Origin of the sequence: Mesorhizobium sp. LNHC221B00 (assembly GCF_000502935.1) — a bacterium.
Taxonomy (GTDB): Bacteria; Pseudomonadota; Alphaproteobacteria; order Rhizobiales; family Rhizobiaceae; genus Mesorhizobium; species Mesorhizobium opportunistum.
In genome coordinates this window covers 91,709-118,318 of sequence record NZ_AYWR01000003.1, presented here as the reverse complement: position 1 = coordinate 118,318, position 26,610 = coordinate 91,709, and the positions used below count along the sequence as shown (strand labels likewise).

The 26,610-nt window shown below is 61.8% G+C and carries 22 protein-coding genes and 1 pseudogene; 7 read left to right on the top strand and 16 right to left on the bottom strand.

The features are described 5' to 3' along the window. Positions 1–30: 30 nt before the first annotated feature. The 3 genes from X741_RS161425 to X741_RS161435 form a co-directional block, all read right to left on the bottom strand. Entirely contained in the window at positions 31–981 is a 951-nt protein-coding gene (locus X741_RS161425) for a PDR/VanB family oxidoreductase (RefSeq protein ID WP_023735781.1), read from the bottom strand. A gap of 6 nt (positions 982–987) precedes the next feature. Then, complete coding sequence (locus X741_RS161430) at positions 988–1,479, bottom strand: MOSC domain-containing protein (RefSeq protein WP_023776442.1); 492 nt, start codon at positions 1,477–1,479, stop codon at positions 988–990. Between the two features lie 159 nt (positions 1,480–1,638). Then, positions 1,639–3,144 (bottom strand): PLP-dependent aminotransferase family protein, encoded by a 1,506-nt coding sequence (locus tag X741_RS161435; protein WP_031249775.1) that lies wholly within the window; start codon positions 3,142–3,144, stop codon positions 1,639–1,641. A 74-nt stretch (positions 3,145–3,218) separates the two neighbouring features. On the opposite strand from X741_RS161435, the gene X741_RS161440 reads away from it, so the two are divergent. Next, on the top strand, positions 3,219–4,451 hold the full coding sequence (locus X741_RS161440; protein WP_023776441.1) for a PLP-dependent aspartate aminotransferase family protein: 1,233 nt from the start codon (positions 3,219–3,221) through the stop codon (positions 4,449–4,451). Between the two features lie 52 nt (positions 4,452–4,503). Then, the gene (locus tag X741_RS161445; RefSeq protein WP_023735784.1) at positions 4,504–5,406 is read left to right on the top strand and encodes a dihydrodipicolinate synthase family protein; all 903 of its coding nucleotides are present in this window, start codon (positions 4,504–4,506) and stop codon (positions 5,404–5,406) included. A 397-nt stretch (positions 5,407–5,803) separates the two neighbouring features. Here the strand turns inward: X741_RS161445 and X741_RS1000000167940 are convergent, their stop codons facing one another. After that, positions 5,804–6,184 (bottom strand): hypothetical protein, encoded by a 381-nt coding sequence (locus tag X741_RS1000000167940; RefSeq protein ID WP_023689393.1) that lies wholly within the window; start codon positions 6,182–6,184, stop codon positions 5,804–5,806. 391 nt (positions 6,185–6,575) lie between these two features. On the opposite strand from X741_RS1000000167940, the gene X741_RS161450 reads away from it, so the two are divergent. From X741_RS161450 to X741_RS161460, 3 genes are all read left to right on the top strand, one after another. Continuing rightward, positions 6,576–7,034: a (2Fe-2S)-binding protein gene (locus tag X741_RS161450; RefSeq protein WP_023689394.1), complete on the top strand. Its 459-nt coding sequence runs from the start codon at positions 6,576–6,578 to the stop codon at positions 7,032–7,034. 3 nt (positions 7,035–7,037) lie between these two features. Next, positions 7,038–9,248: a xanthine dehydrogenase family protein molybdopterin-binding subunit gene (locus X741_RS161455; RefSeq protein ID WP_023776439.1), complete on the top strand. Its 2,211-nt coding sequence runs from the start codon at positions 7,038–7,040 to the stop codon at positions 9,246–9,248. A gap of 1,141 nt (positions 9,249–10,389) precedes the next feature. Next, positions 10,390–12,453: a carbamoyltransferase gene (locus X741_RS161460; RefSeq protein WP_023689396.1), complete on the top strand. Its 2,064-nt coding sequence runs from the start codon at positions 10,390–10,392 to the stop codon at positions 12,451–12,453. A 158-nt stretch (positions 12,454–12,611) separates the two neighbouring features. On the opposite strand, the pseudogene X741_RS01000000166250 reads toward X741_RS161460, so the two are convergent. The 3 genes and pseudogenes from X741_RS01000000166250 to X741_RS161470 form a co-directional block, all read right to left on the bottom strand. Then, positions 12,612–13,263 (bottom strand): annotated as a pseudogene (locus X741_RS01000000166250) (transposase); the annotation flags it as partial. An 812-nt stretch (positions 13,264–14,075) separates the two neighbouring features. Beyond that, positions 14,076–14,714, bottom strand: a complete 639-nt coding sequence (locus tag X741_RS161465; RefSeq protein ID WP_023776437.1) for an FMN-binding negative transcriptional regulator — start codon at positions 14,712–14,714, stop codon at positions 14,076–14,078. Between the two features lie 49 nt (positions 14,715–14,763). After that, positions 14,764–15,408, bottom strand: a complete 645-nt coding sequence (locus tag X741_RS161470; protein ID WP_023776436.1) for an XRE family transcriptional regulator — start codon at positions 15,406–15,408, stop codon at positions 14,764–14,766. 89 nt (positions 15,409–15,497) lie between these two features. On the opposite strand from X741_RS161470, the gene X741_RS161475 reads away from it, so the two are divergent. Next, on the top strand, positions 15,498–16,643 hold the full coding sequence (locus X741_RS161475; protein WP_023740430.1) for a PLP-dependent aspartate aminotransferase family protein: 1,146 nt from the start codon (positions 15,498–15,500) through the stop codon (positions 16,641–16,643). Between the two features lie 545 nt (positions 16,644–17,188). Then, on the top strand, positions 17,189–18,835 hold the full coding sequence (locus X741_RS161480) for an MFS transporter (RefSeq protein WP_023776435.1): 1,647 nt from the start codon (positions 17,189–17,191) through the stop codon (positions 18,833–18,835). A 747-nt stretch (positions 18,836–19,582) separates the two neighbouring features. Here the strand turns inward: X741_RS161480 and rlxS are convergent. The 9 genes from rlxS to X741_RS161520 all read right to left on the bottom strand — a co-directional run bounded on the left by rlxS (position 19,583) and on the right by X741_RS161520 (position 26,573). After that, positions 19,583–21,553 (bottom strand): relaxase/mobilization nuclease RlxS, encoded by a 1,971-nt coding sequence (gene rlxS, locus X741_RS161485; RefSeq protein ID WP_023776434.1) that lies wholly within the window; start codon positions 21,551–21,553, stop codon positions 19,583–19,585. Between the two features lie 187 nt (positions 21,554–21,740). After that, positions 21,741–22,427: a lytic transglycosylase domain-containing protein gene (locus X741_RS161490; protein ID WP_023766619.1), complete on the bottom strand. Its 687-nt coding sequence runs from the start codon at positions 22,425–22,427 to the stop codon at positions 21,741–21,743. Then, positions 22,415–22,963: a S26 family signal peptidase gene (locus X741_RS161495; RefSeq protein ID WP_023776433.1), complete on the bottom strand. Its 549-nt coding sequence runs from the start codon at positions 22,961–22,963 to the stop codon at positions 22,415–22,417. Before X741_RS161495 ends, X741_RS161490 begins: the two co-directional genes overlap by 13 nt. Then, positions 22,960–23,229 (bottom strand): helix-turn-helix domain-containing protein, encoded by a 270-nt coding sequence (locus X741_RS161500; RefSeq protein WP_023735797.1) that lies wholly within the window; start codon positions 23,227–23,229, stop codon positions 22,960–22,962. Before X741_RS161500 ends, X741_RS161495 begins: the two co-directional genes overlap by 4 nt. Positions 23,230–23,398: 169 nt before the next feature. Further along, positions 23,399–23,722, bottom strand: a complete 324-nt coding sequence (locus tag X741_RS161505; protein ID WP_023776432.1) for a DUF736 domain-containing protein — start codon at positions 23,720–23,722, stop codon at positions 23,399–23,401. A gap of 462 nt (positions 23,723–24,184) precedes the next feature. Next, positions 24,185–24,487: a hypothetical protein gene (locus X741_RS161510; RefSeq protein ID WP_023776431.1), complete on the bottom strand. Its 303-nt coding sequence runs from the start codon at positions 24,485–24,487 to the stop codon at positions 24,185–24,187. Positions 24,488–24,648: 161 nt separating this feature from the next. Next, positions 24,649–24,843 (bottom strand): hypothetical protein, encoded by a 195-nt coding sequence (locus X741_RS1000000169520; protein ID WP_155930546.1) that lies wholly within the window; start codon positions 24,841–24,843, stop codon positions 24,649–24,651. Further along, positions 24,840–25,802 carry a zincin-like metallopeptidase domain-containing protein gene (locus tag X741_RS161515; RefSeq protein WP_023776430.1) on the bottom strand — a complete coding sequence of 321 codons (963 nt, stop codon included), beginning with the start codon at positions 25,800–25,802 and terminating at the stop codon, positions 24,840–24,842. Before X741_RS161515 ends, X741_RS1000000169520 begins: the two co-directional genes overlap by 4 nt. A 537-nt stretch (positions 25,803–26,339) precedes the next feature. After that, complete coding sequence (locus X741_RS161520; RefSeq protein ID WP_023735803.1) at positions 26,340–26,573, bottom strand: helix-turn-helix transcriptional regulator; 234 nt, start codon at positions 26,571–26,573, stop codon at positions 26,340–26,342. Between the last annotated feature and the right edge of the window lie 37 nt (positions 26,574–26,610).

The window sequence follows — 26,610 nt, the reverse complement described above, 5'->3', positions numbered from 1 at the left end:
GCCGGTCTCACAGGACCCCCGCCCAAATGGTCAAAGATCGAGTTTCAACACACCTGTCGCGCGCGACACACAGGGGATGAAGCGGTGGTCGCGTGCCTCTTTGGACAGGACGGCATCCCGATGGATCGGCTGTCCCGCCAGCATTGCGCATTCGCAGGTCCCGCACACCCCGTTCTCACACGAGGCCATCAACGGCACACCGGCCGCACGCAAGGCGGCCAGTGCCGTGGTCTCAGCCGAAACCTCAATCACCCTGCCCGCACGGAGTTCTATGACGAATGGTTCCGGTGGCGCGCCATCAAACTCGGGAGGCTGGAAAGTTTCGAAATGAACCGTGCCCTCGGGCCAGGGTTCAGCCGCCCGCCCCACGGCGGCCATGAATCCGGGCGGCCCGCAATAGTAAACCTGAGCCTCGGCCGAACGGTTCGCCAGCAGCGCGGCGATGTCCTGGCGGGTCGCCGGCTCGTCGTCGAAATGGATCCGCACATTGCCGCCAGGAAGATCGCTCCCGATCGCCGCCAAGAGTGGGGTGAGCGCCCGGCTGCGGGTGAAATAGTGCAACTCGAAGGGCTTGGCCTGCCGGGTGAGCGCGCGCGCCATGGCCAGAATCGGGGTGATCCCGATTCCCCCTGCCAGCAGCAAAGTCGGCCCCTCGCCTGGCTTGAGCGCAAAATGGTTGCGTGGCGCGGAGACAGGCAGTGTGGAACCGACGGCAATGGTTTCGTGGATCCACGCCGAGCCGCCACGGCCGTCATTCTCGCGCTTCACCGCGATGGTGTAGCGGCCAAGCTCGGTCGGGTCGCCGCAAAGTGAATACTGACGCACCTTCCCTTCAGGCAGATGGACGTCGACGTGAGAACCCGCTTCGAACGCCGGCAGCACAGGTTTGCGTGGGTGTTTCAGGTCGATGACCAGCACCTCGCCCGGCTCCTTGCGGGCGGCGGTCACGGTCAGCTTCATGATGATGCGCGGCGAGGCCATGGCGTTTCACTCGTCGATGGGCAAGATCAGATCACCGGGGCGGATCACGCCCCCGACCTCGATTGTGCAGTTCAGGCCGGAGCGGTTCAGAAGCCCCTCGTAGAGACCCGGAAGCCCGAGCAACTCCTCGATATACTTGCACGGCACATTCATCCGGGCGGCCCTGAGAATCGTTTCCCCGACCCGGAAGCGTTTGCCGACAAGATGGCTAAGCGGAACGCCTCGTGTCGTCAGATTGCGCCGGTGATCTTCGGGTCCGAGCTTGGCCTTGAAGCCCGGAATCCTGGGCTCGCCCTTCGCGATGGCGTCCAGAACTTCAGCTTCGATCAATGTCACCTCCCGAACGTCGGGACGCGCCGAATAGGTCCCCGTCCCCAGGTAGTAGCGGTCTCCGACAATGCCTTGGCCGGCAATAAGCTGCGCCTGCGCCAGCTCCTCCATTTCATAGGAGGCGGCAGGCGCGATATGGACTTGAAGCAGCTTTCCTCGCCAGGTCATCATCGCTCTCGGAAATTCGTCTCGTGGAAACCTGCTGCAAAACTGGCCTGATCAACAGCGCCAGTTGCATGGCATTTTCCCGGTCCAGTTGGCTGTTTGGAAAGAAATACGGCGGGCCCTCGGACCGTTTTCAGCGCCAGCTTTCGGCGTCGCCCCGTCTCAGTTGTTCCGCGCCGGCATCGCGTCTTGCACCTGCTTGACAACCTCTCGCAGGACCTCAACGCCCTTCCCGATCTGCCGAATGCTCAAGGCGGCATAGCCCATGACAAGTCCGACGCGATCGGTGCGGCCTTGGTCCGATGGCCGTTCGTAGAGCGGCGAGATCAGGTGTAGCCCCAGGCCAGCGTCGCGGGCGGATTCGACCAAGGCCGTTTCCCGCGATCGTGGCAGGTCATTGAACCAAACCGCGACGTGCAGTCCCGCATCTGCTCCCTGGACAGTGATGCGATCCCCGAAGCTGTGCTGCAAGGCACCCAACAACGTTTCCCGACGCTCGCCGTTCAGCCTGCGCACACGGCGCACATGGCTTTCGTAGCCGCCGCTCTCGATCAACGATGCCAGCGCTTCCTGTTCAGCGACCGGCGAATGCCGGTCTGCGAATTGTTTGGCGGTTGCGAAGACCTCCTGCAATTCGGGCGGGACGACGAGGTAGCCGATGCGCAGCATCGGCGAGAGCGTTTTGGAGATCGTGCCGAGGTAGATGACAGCCCCGTGGTCCTCGAGACTGTGCAGCGGAGGGACCGGATTGATGTCGTAGCGATATTCGCTGTCGTAGTCGTCCTCGATCACATAGGCGTTGTTGTGCCGCGCCCATTTCAGAAGCTGATGGCGGCGCGCGATCGGCATGACGCCGCCAAGCGGAAACTGATGCGATGGCGTCACATACGCCAGTCGTGCTCCGATCCCCGCCAGCAACTCGGTCCTCATCCCGTCTTCGTCCACGATGACCGGGATGGGTGAGGCACCCGTACTGGCAAAGACCTGACGCGCCATCCTGTAGCACGGATCCTCGATGACGAAACGGTCGGCGGGATCGAGAAGCAGGCGCGCGCACAGATCAAGGCCCTGCTGCGAACCGTTCACAACTATGATCTGGTCGAGGTCGCAGCTCAGGGTCCGGGCGCGCCAGAGATAGCCCTGAAGCGCCTGGCGAAGCCGGCGCGAGCCGCGAGGATCGTCATAGGCAAGACGCAGCGGGCGCTGCCCCATCGCCTCGTTCATCGCGCGTTTCCAGACCAATGAAGGGAAATCCGACGGCGCGAGGTCGCCATAGCGGAACTCGACCTTCAGCCCAGTCGGCAGATAATCTGGCCAGGGTGACGTCGCGCGCAGCCGCTCGCCATATGCGGACAGGTGGATCGGGCCGACCCGTTGCGCGTGAGTGCGCCCCGTCCCATGGCCCATCAACGAAGACGCAACGCGAGGTCGTGCGCCTTGACGGACTTCGATGAAACCCTCCGCAGCCAGTTGCTCATAGGCGACCGTCACCGTGGTTCGCGAAACGCCGAGGTCATTTGCCAGGGCCCGGGAGGATGGCAACTGACTGCCGGTTTCGTAGACGCCGCCGAGGATTTGCTCGCGAAGGGCTTCGTATATCTGGCGTGCACCCATCGCGTGCGAGCGCGCTGCAGACCCGGCACTTGAAGACTGGACCATCTCTTTCATCGCCAACTGGATATTTCACATTGGCCAGGTTGCCGTCAATCTTTCGGAACCCCAAGAGAGATCGCAGAGGCCGAATGACCAGCTCCCATCAATCCGAAACCGATGCTCCCACGGGGTCGCTCAACCGCACCAGCCCCGGATTTGCCACCCGGGCGATCCATCATGGCTACGATCCGGCCGGCTTTTCCAATGCCGTCCAGCCGCCAGTGTTCCTGACGTCAACCTATGGGTTCGAAAGCGTGGCAGCAAACGATGCCGCCGCCGCCCTTGGTGGACGGCTCTATGCGCGCGAATACAATCCCACGACCGAGATCCTCGAGCAGCGGCTCGCGAATCTGGAAGGAGCCGAGGCGGGGCTGGTTGTTGCCTCGGGGATGGCGGCCTTCGGCACTCTGATCCTGTCGCTCCTGTCCCAGGGCGATGAACTCATCGTCCACAAGACGCTTTATGCGAACACGCTTGCCATGGTCGAACAGGCGGTCCCCCGCTTCGGCATCAAGGTCGTCGCGGTCGATCTGTCAGATCCCCAAAATCTCGATGCCGCGATCACCGAGCGGACGCGGCTGGTTTTCTTCGAGACGCCGGTGAATCCGCTGAGCCGCATCGTCGATATCTCTGCCATTGCCAAGCGCGCCCACGCGCGCGGTGTGAAGGTTGCCGTGGACAGCACCTTCGCCTCGCCCGCGCTCCAGCGACCGCTTGAGCACGGGGCGGACATCGTGCTCCATTCGCTGACCAAGTACATCAATGGTCATGGCGATGCGCTTGGCGGGGCGCTTCTCGGCGACGCCCAAACGCTCCGTACGCTGCATGAAACGGGCCTGCGCTACATCACCGGCGCAGCGCTCTCGCCCATGTCAGCTTTCCTGATCCTGCGCGGTCTGAAGACGCTGACGCTGCGTATGGAACGGCACAGCGCCACGGCCCTTGCGGTGGCTCGGGCGCTGGAAGCGCACCCGGCGGTGGCATTTGTGAGTTATCCGTTCCTCGACTCGCACCCTGATCAGGTGATGGCGCGAAAACAGATGTCCAACGGATCGGGCATGTTGGCCTTTGGCCTCCACGCTGGATACGAAGGAGCGCGCCGGATGATGGACCGGCTCAACCTGATCATTCGCGCCGTCAGCCTCGGCGATGCCGACAGCCTCATCTATCATCCAGCAAGCCTCACCCGTGCTCGGCAGCCGATCCGCAAGGATGCCCATTTGGCCGATGGAGTCGGCGAGGATCTCATGCGTCTCTCGGTGGGGCTTGAAGACGCTGATGACCTGATCGCCGATCTGCGGCGGGCTTTGGACGTCTTGTAATGACCTGGCGTGCGGCCATCTCTGCGCTCACACATAGATCTGGAGCCTTGCCATGGCATTCCTGAGCGGTCTTTCCGCGTTCCCCATCACCCCGACCAATCGTGACGGCCGCGTCGATAGCGTTGCCCTGCGCAGGCTGATTGCTCGGCTTGGCATTGCTCAGGTCGATTCCATCGGTCTTCTCGGCAGCACCGGCACATACATCTATCTGTCGCGCGAGCAACGGCGGCGGGCGCTCTCCGAGACCTTGGACCAAACGGCGGGGCAAATGCCGGTCGTGGTGGGTGTGGGCGCGCTGCGCACCGATGAAGCCGTGGGGCTCGCGCAAGACGCCAAGGCCCTTGGAGCAGCTGCGGGTTTGCTTGCCGCCGCCTCCTACACCCCGCTTACTGATGACGAGGTGTTCGAACATTTCTCCACTGTGGCGCGCGAAAGTGGCCTGCCGATCGTCGTCTACGACAATCCAGGAACGACGCATTTCCATTTCAGTCCACCCCTTGTCAGCCGCCTGGCAAAGGTGGCTGGGATTGTCGCCATCAAGAATCCGACAGACAAAAGCGATGCGATCAAGAACCACCTGACCGCCCAGAGGCGCACACTGCCGGAAGGGTTCTCGATTGGCTACAGCGGCGACTGGAACGCCGCCGAGGCCATGATCGCCGGCGCCGACACATGGTACAGCGTCCTTGCGGGCATCCTGCCCGAGGTCTGCATGACGATCGTCACAGCGGCGCAACAGGGCGATGCGGCCGAAGCGCGACGGATCAATGCCGCGCTGGTCCCGATCTGGAGCCTCTTCAAGGAGTTCTCGAGCCTTCGCGTCGTCCATGCACTCGCTGAATTGCTCGACGTTTGCAGTGCCGAACCCCCGCGTCCCATCCTGCCTCTGCCCCCAGCAGCGAAGCGCCAGATCGCCGCCGCGTTGAAAGGTTTGCCATCGGATGCCAGCCGGTGAACAGCAAACCCCGTTCGGCAAGTGAAAGGAAGTGCATGTATTTACCCGCTCATTTCGAGAATTGATCGATAACAACGCACTCGGCGTGCTGATAGCCATGGCTGGAGCGGTCTCGACGCCAATCACACCCCTTCGAACTCGACAATCGACTGCGGAGGTACAGACTGCGCAGGGCACTCCGCCCATGCCGCACCGTTCGCCTTCAAACTAGGAATCGGTGGTTTGTCCATTTGAATGGCATCGAGCCGGCGCTTTACTCCGGCCGGGTGCGCGCATTGAAGCCGGTGCCAATGCCGCCGGCGAACACCAGATTTCCGTCCTCGACATTCGCCAGAGCACGCTTCCCGACCGCCGTAACTGTTGCCGGGTTCGCAGCCGATGACGATGAACTCATCACTCAGCACGCATTTTGTCTCACCCATTCTTGGCGCCGGCCGGATCGATATGGACTGACACGCAGCTTGGAGACGATGCCGTCGAGGCCGAACTGGCAGACTTGCGCGAGAATGTCGCTGCCGCCGCTGATCTCGTCGCTCAGAACGATGCCGTTTGGGCGGCGTCTCAGCAGGTTAACTAGCGCTTTGCGCCGATCGACGAGTGGCCGATCGCGAAGACCCTCGCCGTCGATCTTGAGCAGGTCGAAGCCGGCAAGCATGGTCCTGACGTCTCCCGCCGCGGCCAAGAACCCGCTGAAGACTGGGAATGCGCGACAAGCCTTCTGGTCAACGACGAACGCCTCACCGTCTATTATCGCGTCCGAGGCGCCGAGCTCGGCCACCGCCCGGGACGATAGTCGGAAACCTGAGGGTCCAGTCGTGGAGGTTGCGGGTCGAGGTAGGCCCCCATCGATAGTCGTCCCATTTCATTTCGTGTAGCCAATCAGGGCCCTGCCGGACGCGGCCGACCAGCGGTCGATGTTCGCGACGACCCGAATGTCCAGTCTCGTGTAACTCAGCCTAAAGCGGCCTGTCCGCCCAAAAAATGACATTCAGTTGCCTCCAGCCTTTCGACACGACCCACTTCACGATCTCGTAACTCGCCAACCTAGCGGCTTGTTGCTTGAGCTGCGCGTTCCTAGGGTGTGGTCGCTAGGCCTCAGCAACAAGAGCTGGTTGCCAGGCGGGCGGAGGCTCAACGAGATAGCCAGCTCAGGACAAGGAGAGCAAGCAATGGTCGCTTTTACCCTCAATGGCGAGGCGCGAACACTCGACGTCGATCCAGAGATGCCGCTGCTCTGGGCGGTCCGTGACGTCATCGGACTCACGGGAACGAAATTCGGTTGCGGGCTTGCCCAGTGCGGCGCTTGCACGGTTCACGTTAACGGCATGCCGACGCGCTCTTGCCAGACCGCAGTCGGCGACATCGAAGGAGCCTCGATCACCACCATTGAGGGTGTGTCGGGCAAGATAGGCGAAACGGTCCAGGCCGTGTGGGCCGAGTTCGACGTACCTCAATGCGGCTATTGCCAGTCTGGCCAGATCATGTCGGCCGTGGCCCTCCTTACAGAAACGCCTAAGCCGACGGACGATGATATTGATTCGGCGATGAGCGGCAATCTCTGCCGCTGCGCCACCTATCATCGCATCCGCGCGGCCATCCACGAGACCGCCAACCGGCTGGAGACTTGAGGCATGTCGCAGTTTCTCTCGAAGCATAACTCCGTGCGGCCCACGCGCCGCCGGTTCCTCGTCGGCGCGGGCGTCACCACCGCTGGCCTCGCCGTGGGCTACCGGCTAGTGCTGGCGGCGTCCGACATCGCACAAACGACTACTGCAAAGGTTCAGGCGAACCCCTTCCAGACCTATGTCGAGATCACAAAGGAGAACCGGATCATCATCTACTCCTCGCAGTTCGAGATGGGACAAGGCTCCTATTTCGGCATCGCCACCCTGGTTATGGAAGAGCTCGACGGCGACTGGGCGCAGGTGGACGTGGTCGGCGGATATGGCAATACCGCGCTCTACGGCAATGTCGCCTGGGGCGGGGCCGCACAGGTAACTGGTGGCTCCACGTCGATGAGTTCGTCGTGGGAACGCTACCGCAAGGCGGGTGCTGCCGCACGGGCCTTGCTGGTGGCGGCCGCGGCGCAGCGGTGGGATGTGCCAGCCGGCGAGATCAAAGTCGCTTCCGGGGTCGTGTCGCACGCCTCAGGGATGCAGGCGCGCTACGGTGACCTGGCTGAAGCCGCAGCGGGAATGCCGGTTCCCGACGACGTGCCGCTAAAGCCGCGCGACAAGTGGGCCCAGATCGGATCGGACAGCCTCAAGCGCTACGATTCCGCCGGCAAGACCAACGGCGCGCAGACCTACACGATCGACCTCATGATGGAGGGACTCCAGACGGCCGTTATGATCCATCCGCCGAAGTTCGGCGCCGAGATCGAGAGCTTCGACGCAACCAAGGCCAAGGCACTCGACGGCATTGTCGATGTCGTCCAGACGCCGCGAGGCATTGCCGTGGTTGGCAGGGACACCTGGACGGCGCTGAAGGGCCGCGACCTCGTGGAGGTGACCTGGAACGAGGAGAAGGCCGAAGAGCGCGGCACGGCCGAGATCATGGCCGAATACAACAAGGCAGCAGACGATCTGGGCGCGGCCACCGCGCGCGACGACGGTAACACTCCCGCAGCGTTCGCCAGTGCTGAGAAAATCATCGAGGGGCACTACGAATTCCCCTATCTTGTCCATGCTTCGATCGAGCCACTCAACGCGGCCGCCCGAATCAACGAAGACGGCACCATCGACGTCTGGGGCGGACACCAGATGCCCGACCTTTATCAGGCGGCTGCCGCTCAGGTAGGCGGCACCACGCCGGACAAGGTGAGGCTGCACGTGATGAAGACCGGCGGCAGTTTCGGCCGCCGCGCGGTCTTGGATGCAGATGTCATCATCGAAGCTGTTTCCACAGCGCGTGCACTGGGACGCGGCAAGCCAGTGAAGGTGCAGTGGACCCGCGAGAATGACATGCGGGGTGGGCGGTACCGGCCGGCCTATGTGCACGCAGTCAAGGCGGGGCTCGACAAGAAAGGCAATGTCGTCGCTCTCCATGACCACATCGTGGGCCAATCGGTCTTGGGCGGTTCGACCTCTGCGGCGATGATCAAGAACGGCATCGATCCAACCTCCGTAGAGGGCGCCACCAACCTGCCCTATGCGATCCCGAACCTGAAGGTCGAGCTGACCACCACGGACGTGAACATCCCGGTGCTGTGGTGGCGTTCGGTAGGCTCCACCCACACCGCTTACGCGGTGGAAACCCTGATCGATGAGCTCGCCGCCGCTGCGAACCGTGATCCGGTCGACTTCCGCTTGTCAATGCTCGGTCACCATCCACGGCATGCCGCCGTGCTTAAAGTGGCTGCTGAGAAGGCAGGCTGGGACAAGCCTCTGCCGGAAGGCCGTTTCCGCGGCGTGGCCCTGCATGAAAGCCTCTCGACCTATGTCGCCGATGTGGTGGAGATCACCCTCAACGATGAAAATGGTTTCAAGGTCGACCGCGTCGTCTGCGCGGTAGATTGCGGCACCGCGATAAATCCTGACCAGATTCGCGCTCAGATGGAGGGCGGTATCGGATTCGGGCTAGGCGCGATCCTCCAGGAGGAGCTGACCCTGAAGGGCGGTGTCGTAGACCAAGAGAACTACGATACCTATACACCGCTCAGGATCGAGCAGATGCCGCGAGTCGAGGTGCACATTGTGCCGTCCGAGGAGCCGCCCACGGGAGTTGGTGAGCCAGGTGTGCCGCCGATCGGCCCGGCCGTCGCCAACGCGCTACGGGCGGCGACGGGCAAGACTATCCGCAAGCTGCCGATTATAAAGAACATGTCAGGAATGACACCATGAAACAGCCGCGATGAAGATCGCGCCGTTTTCGAACGCCTCCTGACAGGCGCTCATTTCCATGGGTCAAATTCCGGCGGCTGCCCGCTCCAATAGCCGGTTTGGAGACGGCACCCCGTGTTCTGAACGACCACAGACGGGCCTTGGCGCCGGTTCCACTGAAGAACCGCTTTCGAGACGCAAATGCGTCCACTCCATTGAAGAGCACAACCGTATAGCACCAGGAAGGCTAGCTACCTCCATCGCTTCGGAGACCCAGGAACCCTCAGAAAACCGAACCTCCCGAGCTCAGAGGCGCTCGTGATCACAATCGCGCTGGTGCGTGGATCATTGTTCAAGGGTTTGCCGATAGGCAGGCGAGATGGCCGATCGACATGATCTTCGCCCGATGCCCTACAAACACAATGCCAGCCGCTGTCACGGAGTCGCGAAGACGAAGGCAATGAGGGTCGACGCCGATACTCGTCGTTTGGTTGACAGAGCGCTTGGAATGCCATGCGCTTCACATCGGAGTAGCCATCCGGGAAGCCTGAAGCGCTTTGAAAACGCATGTGCTGCGGCTGTTATTCATAGCGTGGATGACTTTGATCAAAACAATCGATTTCATCACTCTTCCGGAATCGTGCATGGACAAAAAAGAGCCTCACGCACCAATCACACGCTGCTCTATCGCGTGACGAAAGCTGCCTTAGGAATAATCCAAAGGAGAAAATCTTCGATGCGCCCTGACGTGCAGTGGAGGTCGTGCCGAGAAAGTGAGTTGCAACTGGCCGACAAAGTCGGGCGGTGCGACCATGGTCGCTTCGGAGAATGAAATCGGGCCAGTTCACGGGGGCGGTACTGTTATTCGTCGACGGCCGCCCTTCCCAAGAACAGGCGGCATCGCAAGTTGGTTCTGCCGATGAAAACGACATCGCCGGATACATTTCAGCAGCCGCTCAGGATTGGATGATCCAGCCAAGCTCTCGGCGTGATGGCACTGTAGGCGTCACAGTCGAAGCATCTCATTGATCGTTTATGAGGCTTTCTTCGATGCCGCTGATGCCTGACGGGCGGTCGCAGCTGCAGGCGACAACACGGCCTATTTAGTTGGAAACAGTCGAGGTAAGCCAATTTGGCTTCCCGTTACTATTTGGAGAAAGAAATGCTGTGCCTAGGAATCAGCGGCGGACTTGACCAAGTCCATGAAAACCGATTCGAGCGTCCGAACGCCTTTATGCACGATGGCGCCGCGGTGCTCGTCCGAGACGGAAAGGTGATAGCCGCCGTAGAAGAGGAACGCCTCAATCGAATCAAGCACTCGAACAAGCTGCCAAGTGGTTCGATTCAATACTGTCTCTCGACGGCCGGGGTTCAGCTCAGCGACATTGATCGTGTCGCGGTCTACGCCAGCGAGCCCTATGCCAACGCCATGCTTGAAGGTATGTCCGCTTCCCAACCGGACATTCTCTCCACTCCGTTGGATGCTAAAATGTTGGTGCAGAACCTGTTAGCGCGTGAGTTCGGCACTAAGTTGGACAGTTCGCGTATTTCATTCGTAGGTCATCATCAGGCGCACGCCGTGAGCGCCTTTGCAATGTCGGGCTTCGAACAAAGTCTCATTCTAGCGATCGATGGCTGTGGTGATTTCCTGTCGGGCCTTGTGGCGGTAGGGTCTGGCACAGAAATTACGCAAATCGAGGCTTTCCCGGAGGACAATTCTCTTGGGCTGTTTTATCTCGAGACGATCCGCTGTCTCGGCTACGGCATGTTCGACGAGTATAAGGTAATGGGACTCGCGCCCTATGGCGACCCCGCTCCCTATCGCGAGCTCTTCGAGCAGTTCTACGAGCTCTCCGCCAACGGTGGCTACCGTGTTCACCTCGACCGCATCGGTCCGGCGTTGCTCCGCAACATCGAGATCAGGCGAAAGGGAATGCCTTTCACCCAGCAGCATCGAGATGTGAGTGCGTCACTGCAGGAAGCGCTTGAGCGGATCGTGTTCCACATTCTCCGGCACCACCGTGAGGCCACCGGCATGAAGCGGTTGTGTCTGGCGGGAGGGGTAGCCCACAACTGCACGATGAACGGCAAGCTGCTGTATTCAGGGCTTTTCGAAGACATCTTCGTGCAACCCGCGTCTCACGACGCTGGCTGCGCATTGGGAGCTGCGCTGATAGTCTCTAACGAGATGGGCCGCCCCGCGCCGCGTGAGCGACTGCAGGAGGTCTATTGGGGTCCTGATCTCGGGAGCGACCGCGCCGTGGAACAGGAACTGAATGCATGGTCCGGACATCTCGAGGTTGAACGCTCTTATGACGTAGCGAGCAGTGCAGCCCACTGGATCACCAACGGCGCCGTGATCGGCTGGGTGCAGGGTCGTTCGGAGTTTGGGCCACGTGCGCTGGGCAACCGCAGCATTCTTGCCGACCCTCGGCCCGCTGCAAACAAGGACCGGATCAATGCCATGGTCAAGAAGCGCGAAGGCTATAGGCCTTTCGCACCATCTGTGCTGGAAGAGGATGCGAGCGAATTTTTCGACCTCCCGGACGGTAAGCACGAATTTCCATTCATGAATTTCGTCGTTCGCGTGCGTGACTCAAAGCGCGCCTTGTTGGGTGCCATTACGCACGTCGACGGTACGGCTCGGCTGCAAACAGTATCGCGCGATGCCAACCCCGCTTACTGGGAGGTCATCAATGCGTTCAAGAAGCGGACAGGCACTCCAATTCTGCTCAATACGTCCTTTAACAACAATGCTGAACCGATCGTGGATACGGTTGCAGACGCGATTGCCACATTTTTGACGACAGAGCTGGATGGACTTGTGGTCGGGCCCTTCTTGGTAAAAAAACGGGCTGCAACGCTGCAGGATTGGACTGCGCTTGCGATTTCATTGCCTCCCTCAGTCTCCCTCCATCAAACCCGTGCTTACACAGCGCGAGATCATCAGGAGACTGTCTGCGAGATTATTCCGAACCACTCCAGCATTGACAGTGTGCGAATTTCAAACGACCTGTTTAATCTGCTGATGCGGATTGAGGGCGAAGCCGTGTTAAGCGATCACCTCAATATAATTGCGCCGGATAAGGCTAAGCATGAAGCTCTGCTGGAGGACCTGCGAAGACTGTGGGAGCAGCGCCTGGTTCGGCTGCATCCCTCACAAGCTGCTCGGATGGATCATGGGTCCGATAAAACGCCGGACCAGCCTAATAGGCTATCAATGTGATAGAGATGCCGCTCAAGCTCGGCCAATCAATAGTGTTCATCGACCCCGCCTGCGAGCTCACCGCTGTGATTAGGGGGGTCGAGGTCGCCCTGGTCAGTATGCTTAGGAATGCTATTGAATGGGTCGTGTGCCTGGGTTGGAAAGGCGGGTCTGGCCTCACCGGACTTCTGTGTCGAGAGGTCCAGCCCGCAAAACTTTAGAAACTGGCGATGATGACCTAAGCGGCGAAGATCGCCGGCTTCGGCAATGACGGTCAATGCCTCGATCGGTCCGATGCCCGGGATTTGTCGCAGGAGCTGATAATCCTGGCTGTGCCGCAGCAGATCGTCGGCCTGTGCTTCGATCTCATTGCGGTGCCGGATCAGGCTGCGTGCTTCGTCAATGACCATCTGGAACATGCGAATGGCAGGCGCATCAAGTCATCCAGTGGCAGCGGCAATCCGATCGATGGGCGCGCCGTCTCGAAAACATCGTCAGAATCTGTGTCTTGCTGACCTTGCGGCCGACGGCATCCCAAGCTGCTGCCACAAACTCCTCCTTCGTCAGCGCCGTGAAGCTTGCTGGGGTCGGAAAGGCATGGAGGAAGGCAAAGAACCGATCGCTGCGGCTGTTCCCCCGGAAGCGATCGATCTCGGGAAAATACAGCGGCTGGTAGTGTGTCAGCATGCGGTGCTGGATCTCGGTCTAGGCCCTGGCGATCGCTTCATGTGTCTTCGACAGTTCATGCACTTCGTTGATGCCGGCTCGCAGCGGATCATGGTAGACCTGCGTCGCCTGTATCCTGAGCATGTGTAGGATCACCTGGGCATCGATCTTCTTGCCGAATATGACGCCGAAGGCCTAAGGAAGCCCAGGCATCTGTTCTCGATTTTGCCTACTAGGCTGACGAGAAGGTCGCGTGCCGACAGCAGCACCCGCACGACACAGGTGCCGTGGCTCTTGATGCGAACCTGCTTAAACCATCCGGTCCGTCCGATCTGAGCAAGGCCCGCCGCTCGCGGCGGCCCGATTTGTCCGGCATCATCGAGAGGGCGGCGCTTGACACGATCGGAAGTCCGCGCTTCGTTAACTCGTTCCAGAGCCAGATCGCAAGCGGTCACGGCTCCATGCCGATCCGCTCCGTCTCCGCAGCTCCACAGTCCCGCCCGCATCTCCCGGTCGCGCCCGGGTAGCCATTGCGCTGCAAGGCGGGTCTGATCGCTACGGCGGCGCCGCCACCATCAGTCGGTTCGGCGACAAAGCCAATCATCTCCCGTAAGAGAAGTGCTTTCGGGCAAGTTCCGCAGGTTCAAGGAGATCGTTGACGGCGCCGCCACTTGGGAGCTGCGTCGAGTGCATGGTCGAGCTTGCCGCCCAAGGTACGTGGCTTCGAAATGCGTGCGATTGCGCCTCATTCAAGACCGGTAGCGGGTGGTCGCCGACATACAACGGGGCGCCGGCGACTGAAACGAACCCGTCGGCCACGACGGAGCAATCCTGCCGCCTGACCAGGCGCGTGGAAAAGTATCACAACGGTGACCACAGCGTCGCTTCAGGCCGTCAAAAGCTATTGCCGTGCGTCAAGGCGGGCTAGGTGACCCGTCGGAGGCCGGCACCAGCGGCTTTGTCGGGACAAGACCATGCTATTGGGATTTGGCCGCCGCAGCCGCGAGCATCGCTTCTCCCATCGCAATGGCCCCTTGGGCACGCAGCATTTCACCAGGGTTCTGAATGTCGCGCAAGTCTTTGTTCTGGCTGAGTTTTGATTTTCCAACCAGGCCGGTGATCTCGATCTCCAGGGCGACGATTGCCTTAACCATCGTGTCGATGAAGTCCTTCGGCGCGTCGCCCATCTTCCACGGGGCAGGCTGCGAGGCTTCTTGCATATGAGTGAGCTTCGCCACGTTACGGCGTACATATCGCCCATCATCCCGGACAGTGATGCGTCCGTGGGCGTGGACGACGAGATAGTTCCACGTCGGCACCTGCTTGTGGAGTTCGTGCTTGCTTGGATACCAGTTCGGCGAGATGTAAGCGTCGGCCGCACGGAAGATTACGAGAACCTCATCGCCATTGGCGACTTCCTCCCAGACTGGGTTCTTGCGAGCGACATGGCAATTGAGAACGCCCTTGTCTCCCTTCGAGCGGTCAAGCTCGAAGGGGAGGTGGTTCGCGTCCAGTGTGCCTTTGCTTTGGGTGACGAGGATACCAAGCGGGTGTTTCTCGATAAGCTCGAACAGGGCGTTCTGATCAGGGACGGCAAAATGAGGCGGAACGTACAACGGTTTATCTCCTGTCGCGAATGTGCGGTTGCTAGTAATCGGCGGAGCCTTACGGAACGGGCTCCTGAATCTTCGCTGCCGTCGACGAGTGCCCCGGATCTCGGTGTCCACCACGCTCAAGAACCGCCATCGAGAAATGGGCGGGCACATCAGATGCCGCCGCGTATGAGTGCGGTTGGTCAGTGACAAGCCGCGCACTCTCGCCTTCGCTTAAAATGACCACATGGGTACCTACCACAACGCTCAGGGCACCCTGACTGACCGAGATCAACTCGCGCGTATCCGGACTATGAGCATCCGCGGAAAACACGTCGCCCGGCATAATGACCCAGCTCCACAATTCGAACATCGTGCGTCCCGAGGTCGACGAATGCAGTTGTGCAGAGCTTCCCTTGGCGCTCGTCCAAAGCCTCCTGGTCTCTGTCCGCTCGATGGGAAGGCACACCGTGGAAGGGTGCTCGTTCAACAAATCGGCCACCGAGAGCGAAAACGCCGCCGCCAGCCGACACAGTATGCCGATACTGGGGTTCGCCCTACCCTGCTCCAGCGCGACCACGGTTCCCTTGGACAGGCCGCTTAGTTTAGCCAGTCGATCCAGGGTCAGGTTTTGGTCACGCCTCAAGTCTCGGATCCGGGCCGCTATCGCTTGCCCAAGGACCTGCTCGGCATCAAAGGCTGTCGTAACATCGGTCATTATATTGACTTAGGACCTCGGCTCACCTATTGCGGTCAGTATAATGACCGGGGCGAAATTGCAACTGCCCGTTAGGAAGGAAATAACCGATGCGTTTTGAGACGAAGGCGATCCACTGCGGCCGAGGGGTCGACGCGTCCACGGGGGCCGTATCCATGCCGCTGCACACCAGCACGACGTTCGAACGCGGTGTCAACGGGTCATTTCCGTCCGGCTTCGAATACACAAGGGATGGAAATCCTACACGCAATGCGTTCGAGGCGGCCATGGCGACGCTTGAGGGAGGGGAAGACGGCATCGCCTTCGCTTCGGGCATGGCCGCAATCGCTGCAGTTTTCGAGAGCCATCCGTCGGCGGGTCGGATCGTTCTGCCGGATGACATGTATTTCGGCATTCGTTCGCTGATCGAAGAGACCGACATTGGGTCTCGCTTCGACTTTGCCCCAGTCGACATGCGCGATTTGGACGCTTTGCGCGCCGCGGTGACATCGAAGCGGACTGGCCTCGTCTGGATCGAGACGCCGTCAAACCCGATGATCCGCGTTGTCGACATTGCGGCCATCTGCGCAATCGCGCACGAGGCAAACGCCTTGGCGGTGGTGGACAATACGTGGGCCACCCCAGTGCTTCAACTGCCACTCGAAATCGGGGCAGACGCAGTGATGCACTCGGCGACAAAGTACATTGGCGGCCACTCGGATTTGATGGCCGGTGTCGTCATTGTCCCAAACGCGTCACCCCTCGGTCGCCCATTGCGGATGGTCCAGAAACACAAGGGCAGCGTCGCAGCGCCCTTCGACTGTTGGCTGGCGTTGCGGGGCCTGCAGACATTGCCGGTCCGCATGCGCGCCCATTGCGAAGGCGCCCAGAAAGTGGCCGAGGCCCTGGCGTCTCATCCGCGCGTCGAAAAAGTGCTCTTTCCTGGTCTGCAAACTGATCCGGGACACGATCTTGCTACGCGGCAAATGAGCCATTACGGAGCGATGCTATCCTTTATCGTCGAGGGCGGAGCCGATGCTGCAATGGCCGTGGCCGGCCGCCTGAAGATTGTTGTCCGGGCGACAAGCCTTGGCGGGACGCATTCTCTGATAGAGCATCGCGCATCCGTTGAAGGTGCGAAGTCCAAAGCGCCAGGCGGATTGCTGCGAATCTCTGTAGGGCTTGAACATCCTCAGGACATTATCGATGACCTGATGCAGGCCCTAGGCGAAACCTGCAAAGCGGGAGTCCAATGACGGGTGCAAGACTCTGGCGCCGCTTTATGTGGCGGCTGGCGCAGCCGACGATCGGCAGAACAATGTTCCTGCTGAGTAGAACGCACGTCCTCTGGTGAACCGCTACCGCCGTGTCGCATCGTCTCGGGCGCGTGGTCGCATGGGTGATGAACGTCTTCGGGTTTCTGGACGATGGCCACGCGCCCGACCGGAAGCGGAAATACCCAGATTTGCCGTTGACCTGCTGATGCTCAACCTCGTCGGAGATCGCGGTCAGCAGATGGGATGGATGTGCTGGCACTACGGCAGTTTGACAAGCCGGCCATCGGGGCGCTAGCACCGTCCAAAGCCAAGAGTCGCAGGGCAGAACTGACCGCACCAAGCGGGCTGCGGGACCCATCAGCTAACGGCCAGGTTGGTACCTCAACGCGCATCAGCACCGTGGATGCCACATTGTCCTTGTTGCGAGCGCGATCTCGGAACTTCGTTGTGACGCAGTCAGTGCACAGAGCGCACCGCTGCAAGCAAATGAGCGGAAGAACGACACCCAGTGGAGGCGAGAAGTGATGCGGCGTCAAGATCCTCTGCGCTTTGCGGCAAACACACTGATCCCTCTTCACAACCCGGTCTTTCGTTCTATCTGGACAGCCACGCAGATATCCAGCCTTGGCTGGCTGGTGCAGAGCGTGGCTATAAGCTGGCTCATGGCCACGATTTCAGCCTCCGATCTGATGGTTGCGCTCGTACAGGCTGCATCGACACTGCCCGCGTTCTTCCTGTCGATCCTTGCTGGAGCCATTGCAGACAGCTTCAGCCGCCGTGGCGTGATGCTTGCCGGACACTGCCTGATCGCACTGGCATCCACGGCGCTGGCACTCTCTGTGGGACTGGGCTTTGCTAGTCCATGGCTGATCCTGGGACTGAGTTTCTTGGCCGGATGCGGCTTTGCCTTGAACGATCCAGCCTGGCACGCCTCGGTCGGCGATATCCTGGAAAAGCGCGACATACCCGCTGCAGTGACGCTGATGTCGGTGGGGTACAACGTGGTTCGGAGCATAGGACCGGCGCTGGGCGGTGTAATCTTAGCTTTGCTGGGCCCCCTTACGGCTTTCGCCCTCGCTGCGCTAAGTGACCTGGTCCCGTTGAGCGCTGTTTTGCGCTCACAGTGGCAAGTTCGCTCTTCGCCTCTTCCGCGCGAGCGGATGACTACGGCCATTCATGATGGCATGCGATTCACGGCGATATCCTCAGAGATCAGAGTGGCGATCGTGCGTGCAACCCTGTTCGGGCTATCAAGCATCTCGATCCTTGCTTTGCTCCCCCTCCTGGTTCGCGACCAACTGGCGGGAGGGCCAATTGTGTACGGCGTGCTATTGGCCGGCTTCGGCACAGGCGCCTTCATCGCCGGCATTGGCAGCAGCTACTTGAGACGCATCACGTCCCAGAACCGATTGATCACGCTCGCATCCGTTGCTTGCGCAACGTGCTGCCTTTTGATGGCCCTCACATCGTCGGTGGCTGTGGTGGCGATCGCGCTTGCAATCGGTGGCGCTGGCTGGGTTGTCACCTGGACCGGAACCGACGTGTGTGTGCAGTTGGCAAGCCCAAGGTGGGTCGTTGGTCGCACCCTGTCCATTTATTACGCCCTGACCTACGGCGGCATGGCAGCGGGTAGCTGGATCTGGGGTGCTGTCGCGCAGTACTATTCGCTGACGTGGGCTTTGGAAGGTGCTGCAGCGGCACTGTTGCTGGTCGCGGCTGTGGGAAAGCTATTGCCGGTGCGGCTATGGGAGGAATCGGATCAAGCGGCCGTCGACTTCAGGCCACCAGAACTGGCCCTCCCTTTGAAGCCCAGGAGCGGTCCGATCGTGATCAAGGTGGAGTACTCGATACTCGAGGAGAGTATCGATGAATTTCTGAGCTGCATGCGCGAAAGGCGGCGCGTTCAGAGCCGCGCCGGTGCGCGGGACTGGACCCTCCAGCGAGACCTTCAGAAGTCGACGCTTTGGACCGAGACATTCCGCACGCCGACATGGACGGACTATCTTCGTCTAAACCATCGACTAACGGTGAATGACAGGGACATAGGCGAGCGCCTTGCCGCTCTGCACATGGGTGATTCTCCGCCTCGCATCTCACTTTCAATCGAGCGGTCGACAAGCCCCGCCCCCGGCAGCCAAGTCCAGCCTGTGCCTTTTGTATCGCGCCCGTGAGAAAACCAAGACTTGTCTGGGCTTGCACACGGAACGAGCTACTCCTTAATTTGCCTGCCCGGATTGCAAATCGTTCCGGCCGGTTAGGCGAACATGAGGATTCGCGTGGCAATTATGTCCATCACGGGTCCCATGTTCAGCCCGAGACCCCCCTCTCTGCCGCCAGATCGGCTTGAGCACGGATTCAGGTCGCCTGTCCTTTGCATAGCGGCGGGCAACGAATAGCAAGGGGGCGGAGGGTATCCCCGTCTGCGAAGCGGGCAGAGGAGGATCCGCAAGGCGGGTTGCTGGGGAGACGGGCCGCGCGCCTCTTTCCGCCTAGTTTTCTCCGTTACAAAGTCCCCCGGGACGGACTGCCAGTTCACGCCAGGGCCAACAGCATGCTCGCACGGGCGACCGCCGCGTCTGCCGGTCCTGCGAGTAGAATAAGATCGGGAAGTGCGGCTTCATCCTCGATGCCAGAACTCGCGTCGCCGTACCGCGGCCGCCAGAGCCCCTTGCGCTGTCACGAGTCAGCCCACCTTTCTAGCTGGCAGCGCATCGGGAGCCGATCCGCAGCACCTGTCGGCGCGCCTTCCGTGTCAACGCAGAACATGATGCATATTCCCAGCGCTTTTTGACAGAGCGAACTACAAAATGCAGAACACTGACTCTCCGCCAAATGAATGCTGCGAGCAAGCAGCAGGCGGAGGAACTCCGTCTGGGCTGAGTATGTGTTTCAACGCAGACAAATAAATTATAGCCAGTTCACGAAACGCCGGGCCCGCTCCTCTGGCGTCCGATCGTCCAGGAAATCCCCTCGGCGCGCACCACGCCAGACACCTCCTTGCCGATATGATGCTCAAGCACCGGCCGCCAAGGCACCAGCGTGAACTCGCGCGATTTCTCGATGACACCGTATTTTCCGCCGGCGAGCTCGACGCAGCAGCGCAGTGTTCCGTCTATTCGATTGCCATGCTGCGCTTCAGAATACGAGAGCCCGAGTTCGTCCGAGAGCTGACTGGCAACACGGTTCAGCTCTCGTTGGCGCAGCATTGAAAGCATGTTGGCGCGATAGATGACCCGATCCTGCGCATCATGGGCAAGACCTTGCGCGATCAGCCACTGCTGTCGGCGGGCCTGGATCTGACGTACTTCGCGACCGAAGCCAGAGTCGCGCAAGGACTCAGGGTGGGCTGATACCAGCTCCTGGTCGATCCAGGTGGCGCCGTCGAAGCCTACTTGGCTCTCCAGCGGCATTGATGAGAGCTTGTCGACGACAACAGGCTGGGCCCTCGCTCGCTGACGCTCGTAATCCGCGACGCGGTTGAGATGGTCGGGCGCGACTGTCCATGTGCCGTCCGGCTCGCGCTCGACGCCACCGGTCGCACGGCGGATCGCCTCCAGTCGCCGCACGTGCGTTTCGGCAAAGCGTTCGGTGGCCGAGGGGTCATGCTTGAGATGGATATCGATGCTGTAGCGCCCGTCGTTGACCGTGGCGATGCCGGCAATTGTGCGGTCGACTTTTCTTGGCCCGGTGTCCCTCGGCCTGACCCGCACTATGCAGCCCTCTGGTGTCGGTTGGGTGGCCTCGCCTTTGCCGATATCAAAATAGTGGCTTTTGCCGTCCACGCCGTCGACGACGAGGTAATGGCGGTCAGTGATTTCGTCGGCCAGCCCGCGCCCGACGACACGTCCGACCACGGTTTGAGCCGACCCGTCGGATCGATCGTGGATAAGATGGTCGGCGGCACTGCGGACGAGCCCCTTGCCGGTCAGCTCGCGATGGATGGTCTTGACGATATCGCCGCGCGCGCCGATGCGGCGTAGCGTGGCTTCGAGCTCATCCTCCAAGCGCCAGCGACCGGCAGGCATCTCCCCGGCGAGGCCCATCCGCTCGAGCTTGCGCAGGCGGCCCTGGTGCAGCGTCTGGCGAAAGGTGTCTCGGCTGGCCAGTGAGACACACCCCTCATCGTCGCGCATGCGCATCAGCTGCCGGTCGATGCTGGTGAAGCGTTCCTGCTCCATCTCCTGGCGCAAGCGCTGCTCGATCTCGCGGTCGGTGCGCGGGCCAAGGTCGAGGCTAACCAGTTCGGCTGCGCGCTCGCGCAAGCCAGAGGAGATGTAGTCCCGCGCTATGACGAGGTTTTCGCCGTGATCATCCCTGCCGCGCACGATGATGTGGGTGTGAGGATGGCCGGTGTTGAAATGGTCGACGGCCACCCAGTCTAGCCTGGTGCCGAGGTCTTCTTCCATTTGCGCCATGAGGCGCCGGGTGAGCGGCTTCAGGTCATCATACTCGATTCCGTCTTCAGGGGCGACGATGAAGCGGAACTGATGACGGTCACCGTTCGAGCGATCGAGAAAGGCCCTGCCGTCCGCGCGGTCATTGTCGGCAGCGTAGAGCTCGCCACGCTCGCCTTCCCGGGTGACGCCGTCGCGCTGGAGGTAGCGGAGGTGCGCACGAGCCCCGTCGACTCCCTTGCCGGCCAGCTTGACGATGCGTGCCTTGACGACTGCGCGCCGCTGCCGAAACGCCGCGTGGCGGTCGCGCGCTCTAAGAACGGCGGCAGCGGCCCCGCCGCGCCCCACCCGGCTTCCGATGAAGCGGCTGCCGCGTCCGCTCCTGCCGCCTGCTCGGTTGATCGCGGCCTGCACCTGGCCAGCGTAGCGTTTGCCCGCCTTCGAGCCGCGCGAGCCAATTTTGCCGAGCTTCGGCGTGAATTCGTCATCCTGCATGCGGCCTCCGATGAACCAGCAGCAAAATCAGAAGCTTGCCCGCCAGACCCTCCTGGACCCGGAGGCAACCTCCTGGGAAAAGGATGTGCAGACAAACACTTCGCCGCCTCCAGGAGGCGCTGCCTTTATCTTGCCTTCCGCGGACCTGCCTCCCTGGCCCCCGCCCGAACCACGGTAGCCGCTGCCCTCACCTGCGATCCGGCCGGCCTGACCTTGCTCGCTCCGATCCGAGCGGCACCAGGAGTTGGCCATTCGGGCCGGTCACGGAAACACCGTTTCGGAGAAAAAACAGCGACTGCCCGGACGGGATTCCCGGCGCGCTTTTGGAACGGGATTTGCCGGTGAGCGCGTCCATATCGGCGGCCGAAATGCCCGCCGCCTTGATCTCTTCCAGATACGAAACCGTCTCGCTGGGCAGCGGTCGCCCGCGCTGCAAATGCTGCTCGTAGCGCTCCGGCCCGGCGTTATAGGCTGCAAACAGGCCTGGAAATCCGAAGCGGTCATACATGGCGCGCAGATAGGCAGTGCCTGCCAGAATGTTGTCGCGAGGGTCGTGCGGGACGGCTCCCAGGCCAAGCTCTGCGCGCAACTCCTCGTAGGTGGCTGGCATCACCTGCATGAGGCCAATGGCGCCGGCGCTCGACGTGACCGGCCGCCCATTGAGCGTCGTCTGCCCCCGGCTTTCGGCATCCATGACGGCATAAATCCAGGTTTGTGGAATGCTGAAACGCCGGCTTGCTTCGGCTACGAAGGGCTGCCATCTTGCAAGCTGCGGACTATGGGAGATGACGACCGGCTTCGTGTTGGTCGCGGCGGAACAGGAGCATGGTGCGAGACACGCCATGCCCAGCATAAGGAGGGTCACTCGGTCCATAGCGGCACGAGCCTCCCGATGATGTTTTCGGCCGGCACCGGCCCGAAATAGCGGCTGTCGAACGAGCGATCTTTATCGCTGCCGAGCAGGAAAACCTCGGCGGCGGCGAGTTTTCGGCATGCATTCCACCAAGGCAGCGGACGGTGCTGCGTGTCGGTTGCAAGCCGGCGCGCGGCTATCTCGCCGCCGATGATGATGGCGTCGCCGAAGGTGCAGACATGCTCGCCGGGCAGCGCCGCAAGGCGCTTGATCAGCGGCACGTTGCTGGGCAGATAGAAGCGTTCGGCGGCGAGATCGGCGACCGGTCTTGGTGGGCGGACGAGTACGAGATCACCAAGAGCGGCAGATCCGGATGCGGCGCGATAGAGGCCCACCGGCGCACTCGCCGAGGCGTTCCAGACCAGCCAGGGCGATGGTTTGCCGAAGGCGGCGAAGCCAATCAGGCCAAGGCCGATTGTGGCAACGACGATCGTCTTGCGGGCTCGAATGCGCCGCAGATGGCTGCCGATCAGACGGATGGTGGGACGCCGGCTCATGAGCGGCCTCCCTCACCGGCCGAGCCGGATTCGTGCGCGCCATCCTCGGGCGCGGTCTCCTGCGCGTGCCCCTTCGACCAGTCGTCGAGTTCGTCGATGTGATAGCGGACATAGCGGCCGTGCTTGCGGAATTGTGGGCCACCGCCTTTGAGGCGCATCTTCTCCAGCGTGCGCTGGGACAGCCCGATATAGAAGGCCGCCTGCGCGGTGTTGAGAAACGGACTGCCCTTCTTGGCGCGGGCTGCGCGTTCGTTTTCGTCGTCCATGATGATCCTCGGTTCGTTACGGGCAAGCGAGGCGAGGATCGGCGAGCGAGATCGTTTTGGGGACGGGCGAAGAGTGGGGGGCGAGTTTTCGCCGCCCCTTCGGCGGCCTCACGGGTCCTGAGAGAGGCCCTGCGCCGATTGGCGGCGCAGGGCTTTGCGGGTCGGCCGGTCAGTCGACCGGGTTCCAGATGATGGCGTAAGTGTCGTCGTCATCCTGGCCGGCGGCGCGGCCCAGATTGGCGTAGAGCTTGCGCGGGCCAAACTCGGGGGCCGCAATCGACAGGCTCACATAGTCCTTGCCGGAGGCCTCGCCGGTGCGGATCCAGGCCGCACCCACTTCGACCCCTTGCGTCAGCACCCGGAAGTCCGGATGGGTGTCGGCGCTCTTTGCCTGATTGGGCACGATGTCGATGTCGGCGCGGACGCTGAGCGTCTTGAGCTGGCCCTTGTAGCCGCCGTTTTCCTGTTTGGTGACGTATCCGATTGCGGTCATTTTCAGTCTCCTCTTGGTGCTCGCAGGGGACCATTCCCCTGCGATGGCGGACCGTGATGGGCGCGTCCGGATCGCCGGAACCGGCACGGCCGCAGCGATAGCGGAGGACCCGAGCGGGGAGTTTTTTTGAAGCGAAGCGGCGCGAGGAAGCCGCCGCAGGCGGCGGGGAAAAAAGCTGCCGGCGAGGGTTTCGGGCCGGCCGGATCCGCCCATAGGTCGTCAAGCCAGGCGCAGGGGAATGGTCCCTGAGACACAATGGAGACAGGTTGCGCGATCGGGGGCACAATAAGCAGGCGGCACTATGCAGGGGGCCGGCGGCGCGGGCTCTCTCGGCAACCGGATGTACAATTGGCGCCATGCGCCTGGCGCCTCAGCAAGCAATCCGGGGCGGTGCGGGGCTGCCGAAATGGGGGCGAATTGGCGTTGGAATTTATCGCACGCGGCACTGGCTCGGCAAGACGATCAATCGGAGCCGGCGCGGCCCGGAGCGGCGCGCGCGTCCTTAGCGGCAGTACTCGAGAAAACGCCGCTCGGGCCCTGATCGACTATTCGCCACGAACAGCGACTGCTTCCTTGCGCACAGATCGGCGAATAGGAAGGCCTCGCAGCTGGGTAGCTTTCGGCCGGGAATTTGATCCAGCGCGGCAGCCAGGCCTCAAGCTGAGGCGGCTTCTCGATGTTCTTGCCGCCGATCTCGGCGAGCATCGAATCGGCGATTTCCTTGTCGCGCAAGCGATCGAAACGCCATTGTCCGGTTGCCGCCATATGCCGACGACGCGCATGAATTGTCGTCGCCAAGCGCCCACCTTGCGCGCGAACATGCCGGCGGCAGCAAGGGGTCGCGATTGCCGCCGGCCACCACGCTATTCTCGGTCCGGTGATCCGAGCAGGGCCAACAGCTTGTGCCGCATTTGCCGAATGCGGCGTCAGCCTTGCAGCCGGCAAGGATGGCAGTCACCGTCTCGTTGGCTGCGCGCTGCGACCCGGGGCGCACCTTGGCGATGCAGATCGGCATAGTTCTGCATCGGGGCGGGTGAGTCCCGGGCGCCGTCGGGAATGGGCATCTCCTCGCTATCCGGCGTCGGCTCGGTCGTGGCCAGTTGAGCATCGGGCATCGTCATGCCGCAGTCCCTTCTTGCGCCTCGCCTTCCGCATCGGCCTGAAGGCCAAGCAGGAAATCGGCGGCCTTCGAAGCGAGGCTGGCGGCACGGAAAATGGCGCGGTTGTCCTCGCGCAGCACCTTCAGCCATGAGCCGATGTAATCGGCGTGACGCACGGTCGGCTCGATGCCGAGATTGCTGCAGACGAAGGCGGCAGTGATTTCGGCGACCAATTCTTCACGCGCGTAAGCCTTGGAGCCGAAGGAGCCGGAGAGGTCGCGAGCAAGCCGCGTCGGGTGGCCGGTCCAGTGGCCAAGCTCGTGAAAGCAGGTCCGGTAATAGTCGATCTGCTGATGGAACGCCGGCTGCGGCGGCACCTGAATGTGGTCGCTGCCCGGCATGTAGAAAGCGCGATCGCCGCCGACCCTGAAATCCGCACCACTGGCGCGAATCAGCGTTTCGGCCTGCGGCACGATCTCGCACTGAGGCAGCGGCTCGGCGGGGGCATGGAGGTGTTCCGGAAGATTGTCGCACTGCGCGACATTAAAGACGGTAAAGCGCTTCAGAAAAGGCACGGCCTGTGGTGCATCGCCCTCGTGGCGTGCGCGCTCCTTCTCGTCCTTGGGGACAAAGCGGTCGGCATGCACGATGGTCGTGCCGCGCTCGCCTTTCCTGACATTGCCGCCCAGGGCAAGCGCCTGCCGGAAGGTCAGCCAATTCTGGCTGGGATAGCTGCGCTCGATGACGGCGCCCCACAGGATGAGGATATTGATGCCGGAATAGCTGCGCCCCGTGGACGCATTCCTCGGCAGGCCGAGGCCTGCTTTTGCGCTGCCCCATGGCTTGACCCATGGCACGGTACCGCGCTCCAGCTCGGCAATGATGCGGTCGGTGATCTCCTGATAGAGGCTGGCGCCCGGGCGCCTGCCCTTGCCTGCGCCAGCCTCTCCGCTGGTGGTACGCTTGCTGTTTGCACGCATGTGTTATCCTCCGCTCACCAATCGCCGCGCCTTTCCCCGGAAGCGGGGTGGGCGGCGAGTCGCGACCGGAAGGGCCCGCCCAGTAGGCGGACCGCATCCGAAGGACCGGAACGAAGAGGAGGACCCTGAGCGGCACGCGAAGGGTTGCGGGCTGCCGCAGCGGGTCTAGAAGGGAGTGCCGCCCGCCCCGCGCCACCGGGAAAGGCCAACAGACAAACCGCGCCGCCCGCAAGGGCGGCGGCCGTCACAGCCCGAAGGGCTGCCCACGCCAAGGGGCGAAGCCGAATGGCCGAGACCGCCTGAGCTTGCCGAAGAAAAGCGGGCTCGGTTCACGAGCACCTGGTGCGCGTCGTCAGGCGCGCGGGCGCGCGCCAAGTTTTTTCGCACATGGTCAGGCGGCGCAGTTACGTCGAGAACCCAAAGGCACCGCCGCCGTGCGCGCGGCTTCCTCCGAAAACCAGCGCTCGCCTTTCAACAAATTGAGGCATTGTCCTAGACAATATTCCTGTCCGGATCATGATAGATGCGGCGCGCCCGCTAGGACCGGAGGCTGGACAGAATCTCGCACGGATCAGCGTCAATGGCCGCAGTTATGTCGAGAAACTCGATGACGTCGAGACGCCGCTCTGCGCCCTCGTACTTGGCCACGAAGGATTGGGGACGACCAAGCTTGTCAGCCAGCTGCTCCTGGGTCAGGCCTTTGGCCTTGCGCAGCGAAACCAGCTGGGCCAGAAACCGCTGGTGGCGGGGCGATCGAAGGGATTTGGGCATGGAGGCGAACCGGTCGGGTAAAGACCGGATCAGCGAC

Excerpts from the sequence above, each read along its gene's own strand:
- X741_RS161425 (WP_023735781.1), bottom strand. The coding sequence starts at position 981 with ATGGCCTCGCCGCGCATCATCATGAAGCTGACCGTGACCGCCGCCCGC.
- X741_RS161450 (WP_023689394.1), top strand. The coding sequence starts at position 6,576 with ATGGTCGCTTTTACCCTCAATGGCGAGGCGCGAACACTCGACGTCGAT.
- X741_RS161505 (WP_023776432.1), bottom strand. The coding sequence starts at position 23,722 with ATGACCGCAATCGGATACGTCACCAAACAGGAAAACGGCGGCTACAAG.
- X741_RS161480 (WP_023776435.1), top strand. The coding sequence starts at position 17,189 with ATGCGGCGTCAAGATCCTCTGCGCTTTGCGGCAAACACACTGATCCCT.
- X741_RS161490 (WP_023766619.1), bottom strand. The coding sequence starts at position 22,427 with ATGGACCGAGTGACCCTCCTTATGCTGGGCATGGCGTGTCTCGCACCA.
- X741_RS161445 (WP_023735784.1), top strand. The coding sequence starts at position 4,504 with ATGGCATTCCTGAGCGGTCTTTCCGCGTTCCCCATCACCCCGACCAAT.
- X741_RS161440 (WP_023776441.1), top strand. The coding sequence starts at position 3,219 with ATGACCAGCTCCCATCAATCCGAAACCGATGCTCCCACGGGGTCGCTC.
- X741_RS161460 (WP_023689396.1), top strand. The coding sequence starts at position 10,390 with ATGCTGTGCCTAGGAATCAGCGGCGGACTTGACCAAGTCCATGAAAAC.
- X741_RS161475 (WP_023740430.1), top strand. The coding sequence starts at position 15,498 with ATGCGTTTTGAGACGAAGGCGATCCACTGCGGCCGAGGGGTCGACGCG.
- X741_RS161495 (WP_023776433.1), bottom strand. The coding sequence starts at position 22,963 with ATGAGCCGGCGTCCCACCATCCGTCTGATCGGCAGCCATCTGCGGCGC.
- X741_RS161500 (WP_023735797.1), bottom strand. The coding sequence starts at position 23,229 with ATGGACGACGAAAACGAACGCGCAGCCCGCGCCAAGAAGGGCAGTCCG.
- X741_RS161515 (WP_023776430.1), bottom strand. The coding sequence starts at position 25,802 with ATGCGTGCAAACAGCAAGCGTACCACCAGCGGAGAGGCTGGCGCAGGC.
- X741_RS161510 (WP_023776431.1), bottom strand. The coding sequence starts at position 24,487 with ATGGCGGCAACCGGACAATGGCGTTTCGATCGCTTGCGCGACAAGGAA.
- X741_RS1000000169520 (WP_155930546.1), bottom strand. The coding sequence starts at position 24,843 with ATGACGATGCCCGATGCTCAACTGGCCACGACCGAGCCGACGCCGGAT.
- X741_RS161520 (WP_023735803.1), bottom strand. The coding sequence starts at position 26,573 with ATGCCCAAATCCCTTCGATCGCCCCGCCACCAGCGGTTTCTGGCCCAG.
- X741_RS161455 (WP_023776439.1), top strand. The coding sequence starts at position 7,038 with ATGTCGCAGTTTCTCTCGAAGCATAACTCCGTGCGGCCCACGCGCCGC.
- X741_RS161430 (WP_023776442.1), bottom strand. The coding sequence starts at position 1,479 with ATGACCTGGCGAGGAAAGCTGCTTCAAGTCCATATCGCGCCTGCCGCC.
- X741_RS161435 (WP_031249775.1), bottom strand. The coding sequence starts at position 3,144 with ATGAAAGAGATGGTCCAGTCTTCAAGTGCCGGGTCTGCAGCGCGCTCG.
- rlxS (WP_023776434.1), bottom strand. The coding sequence starts at position 21,553 with ATGCAGGATGACGAATTCACGCCGAAGCTCGGCAAAATTGGCTCGCGC.
- X741_RS161470 (WP_023776436.1), bottom strand. The coding sequence starts at position 15,408 with ATGACCGATGTTACGACAGCCTTTGATGCCGAGCAGGTCCTTGGGCAA.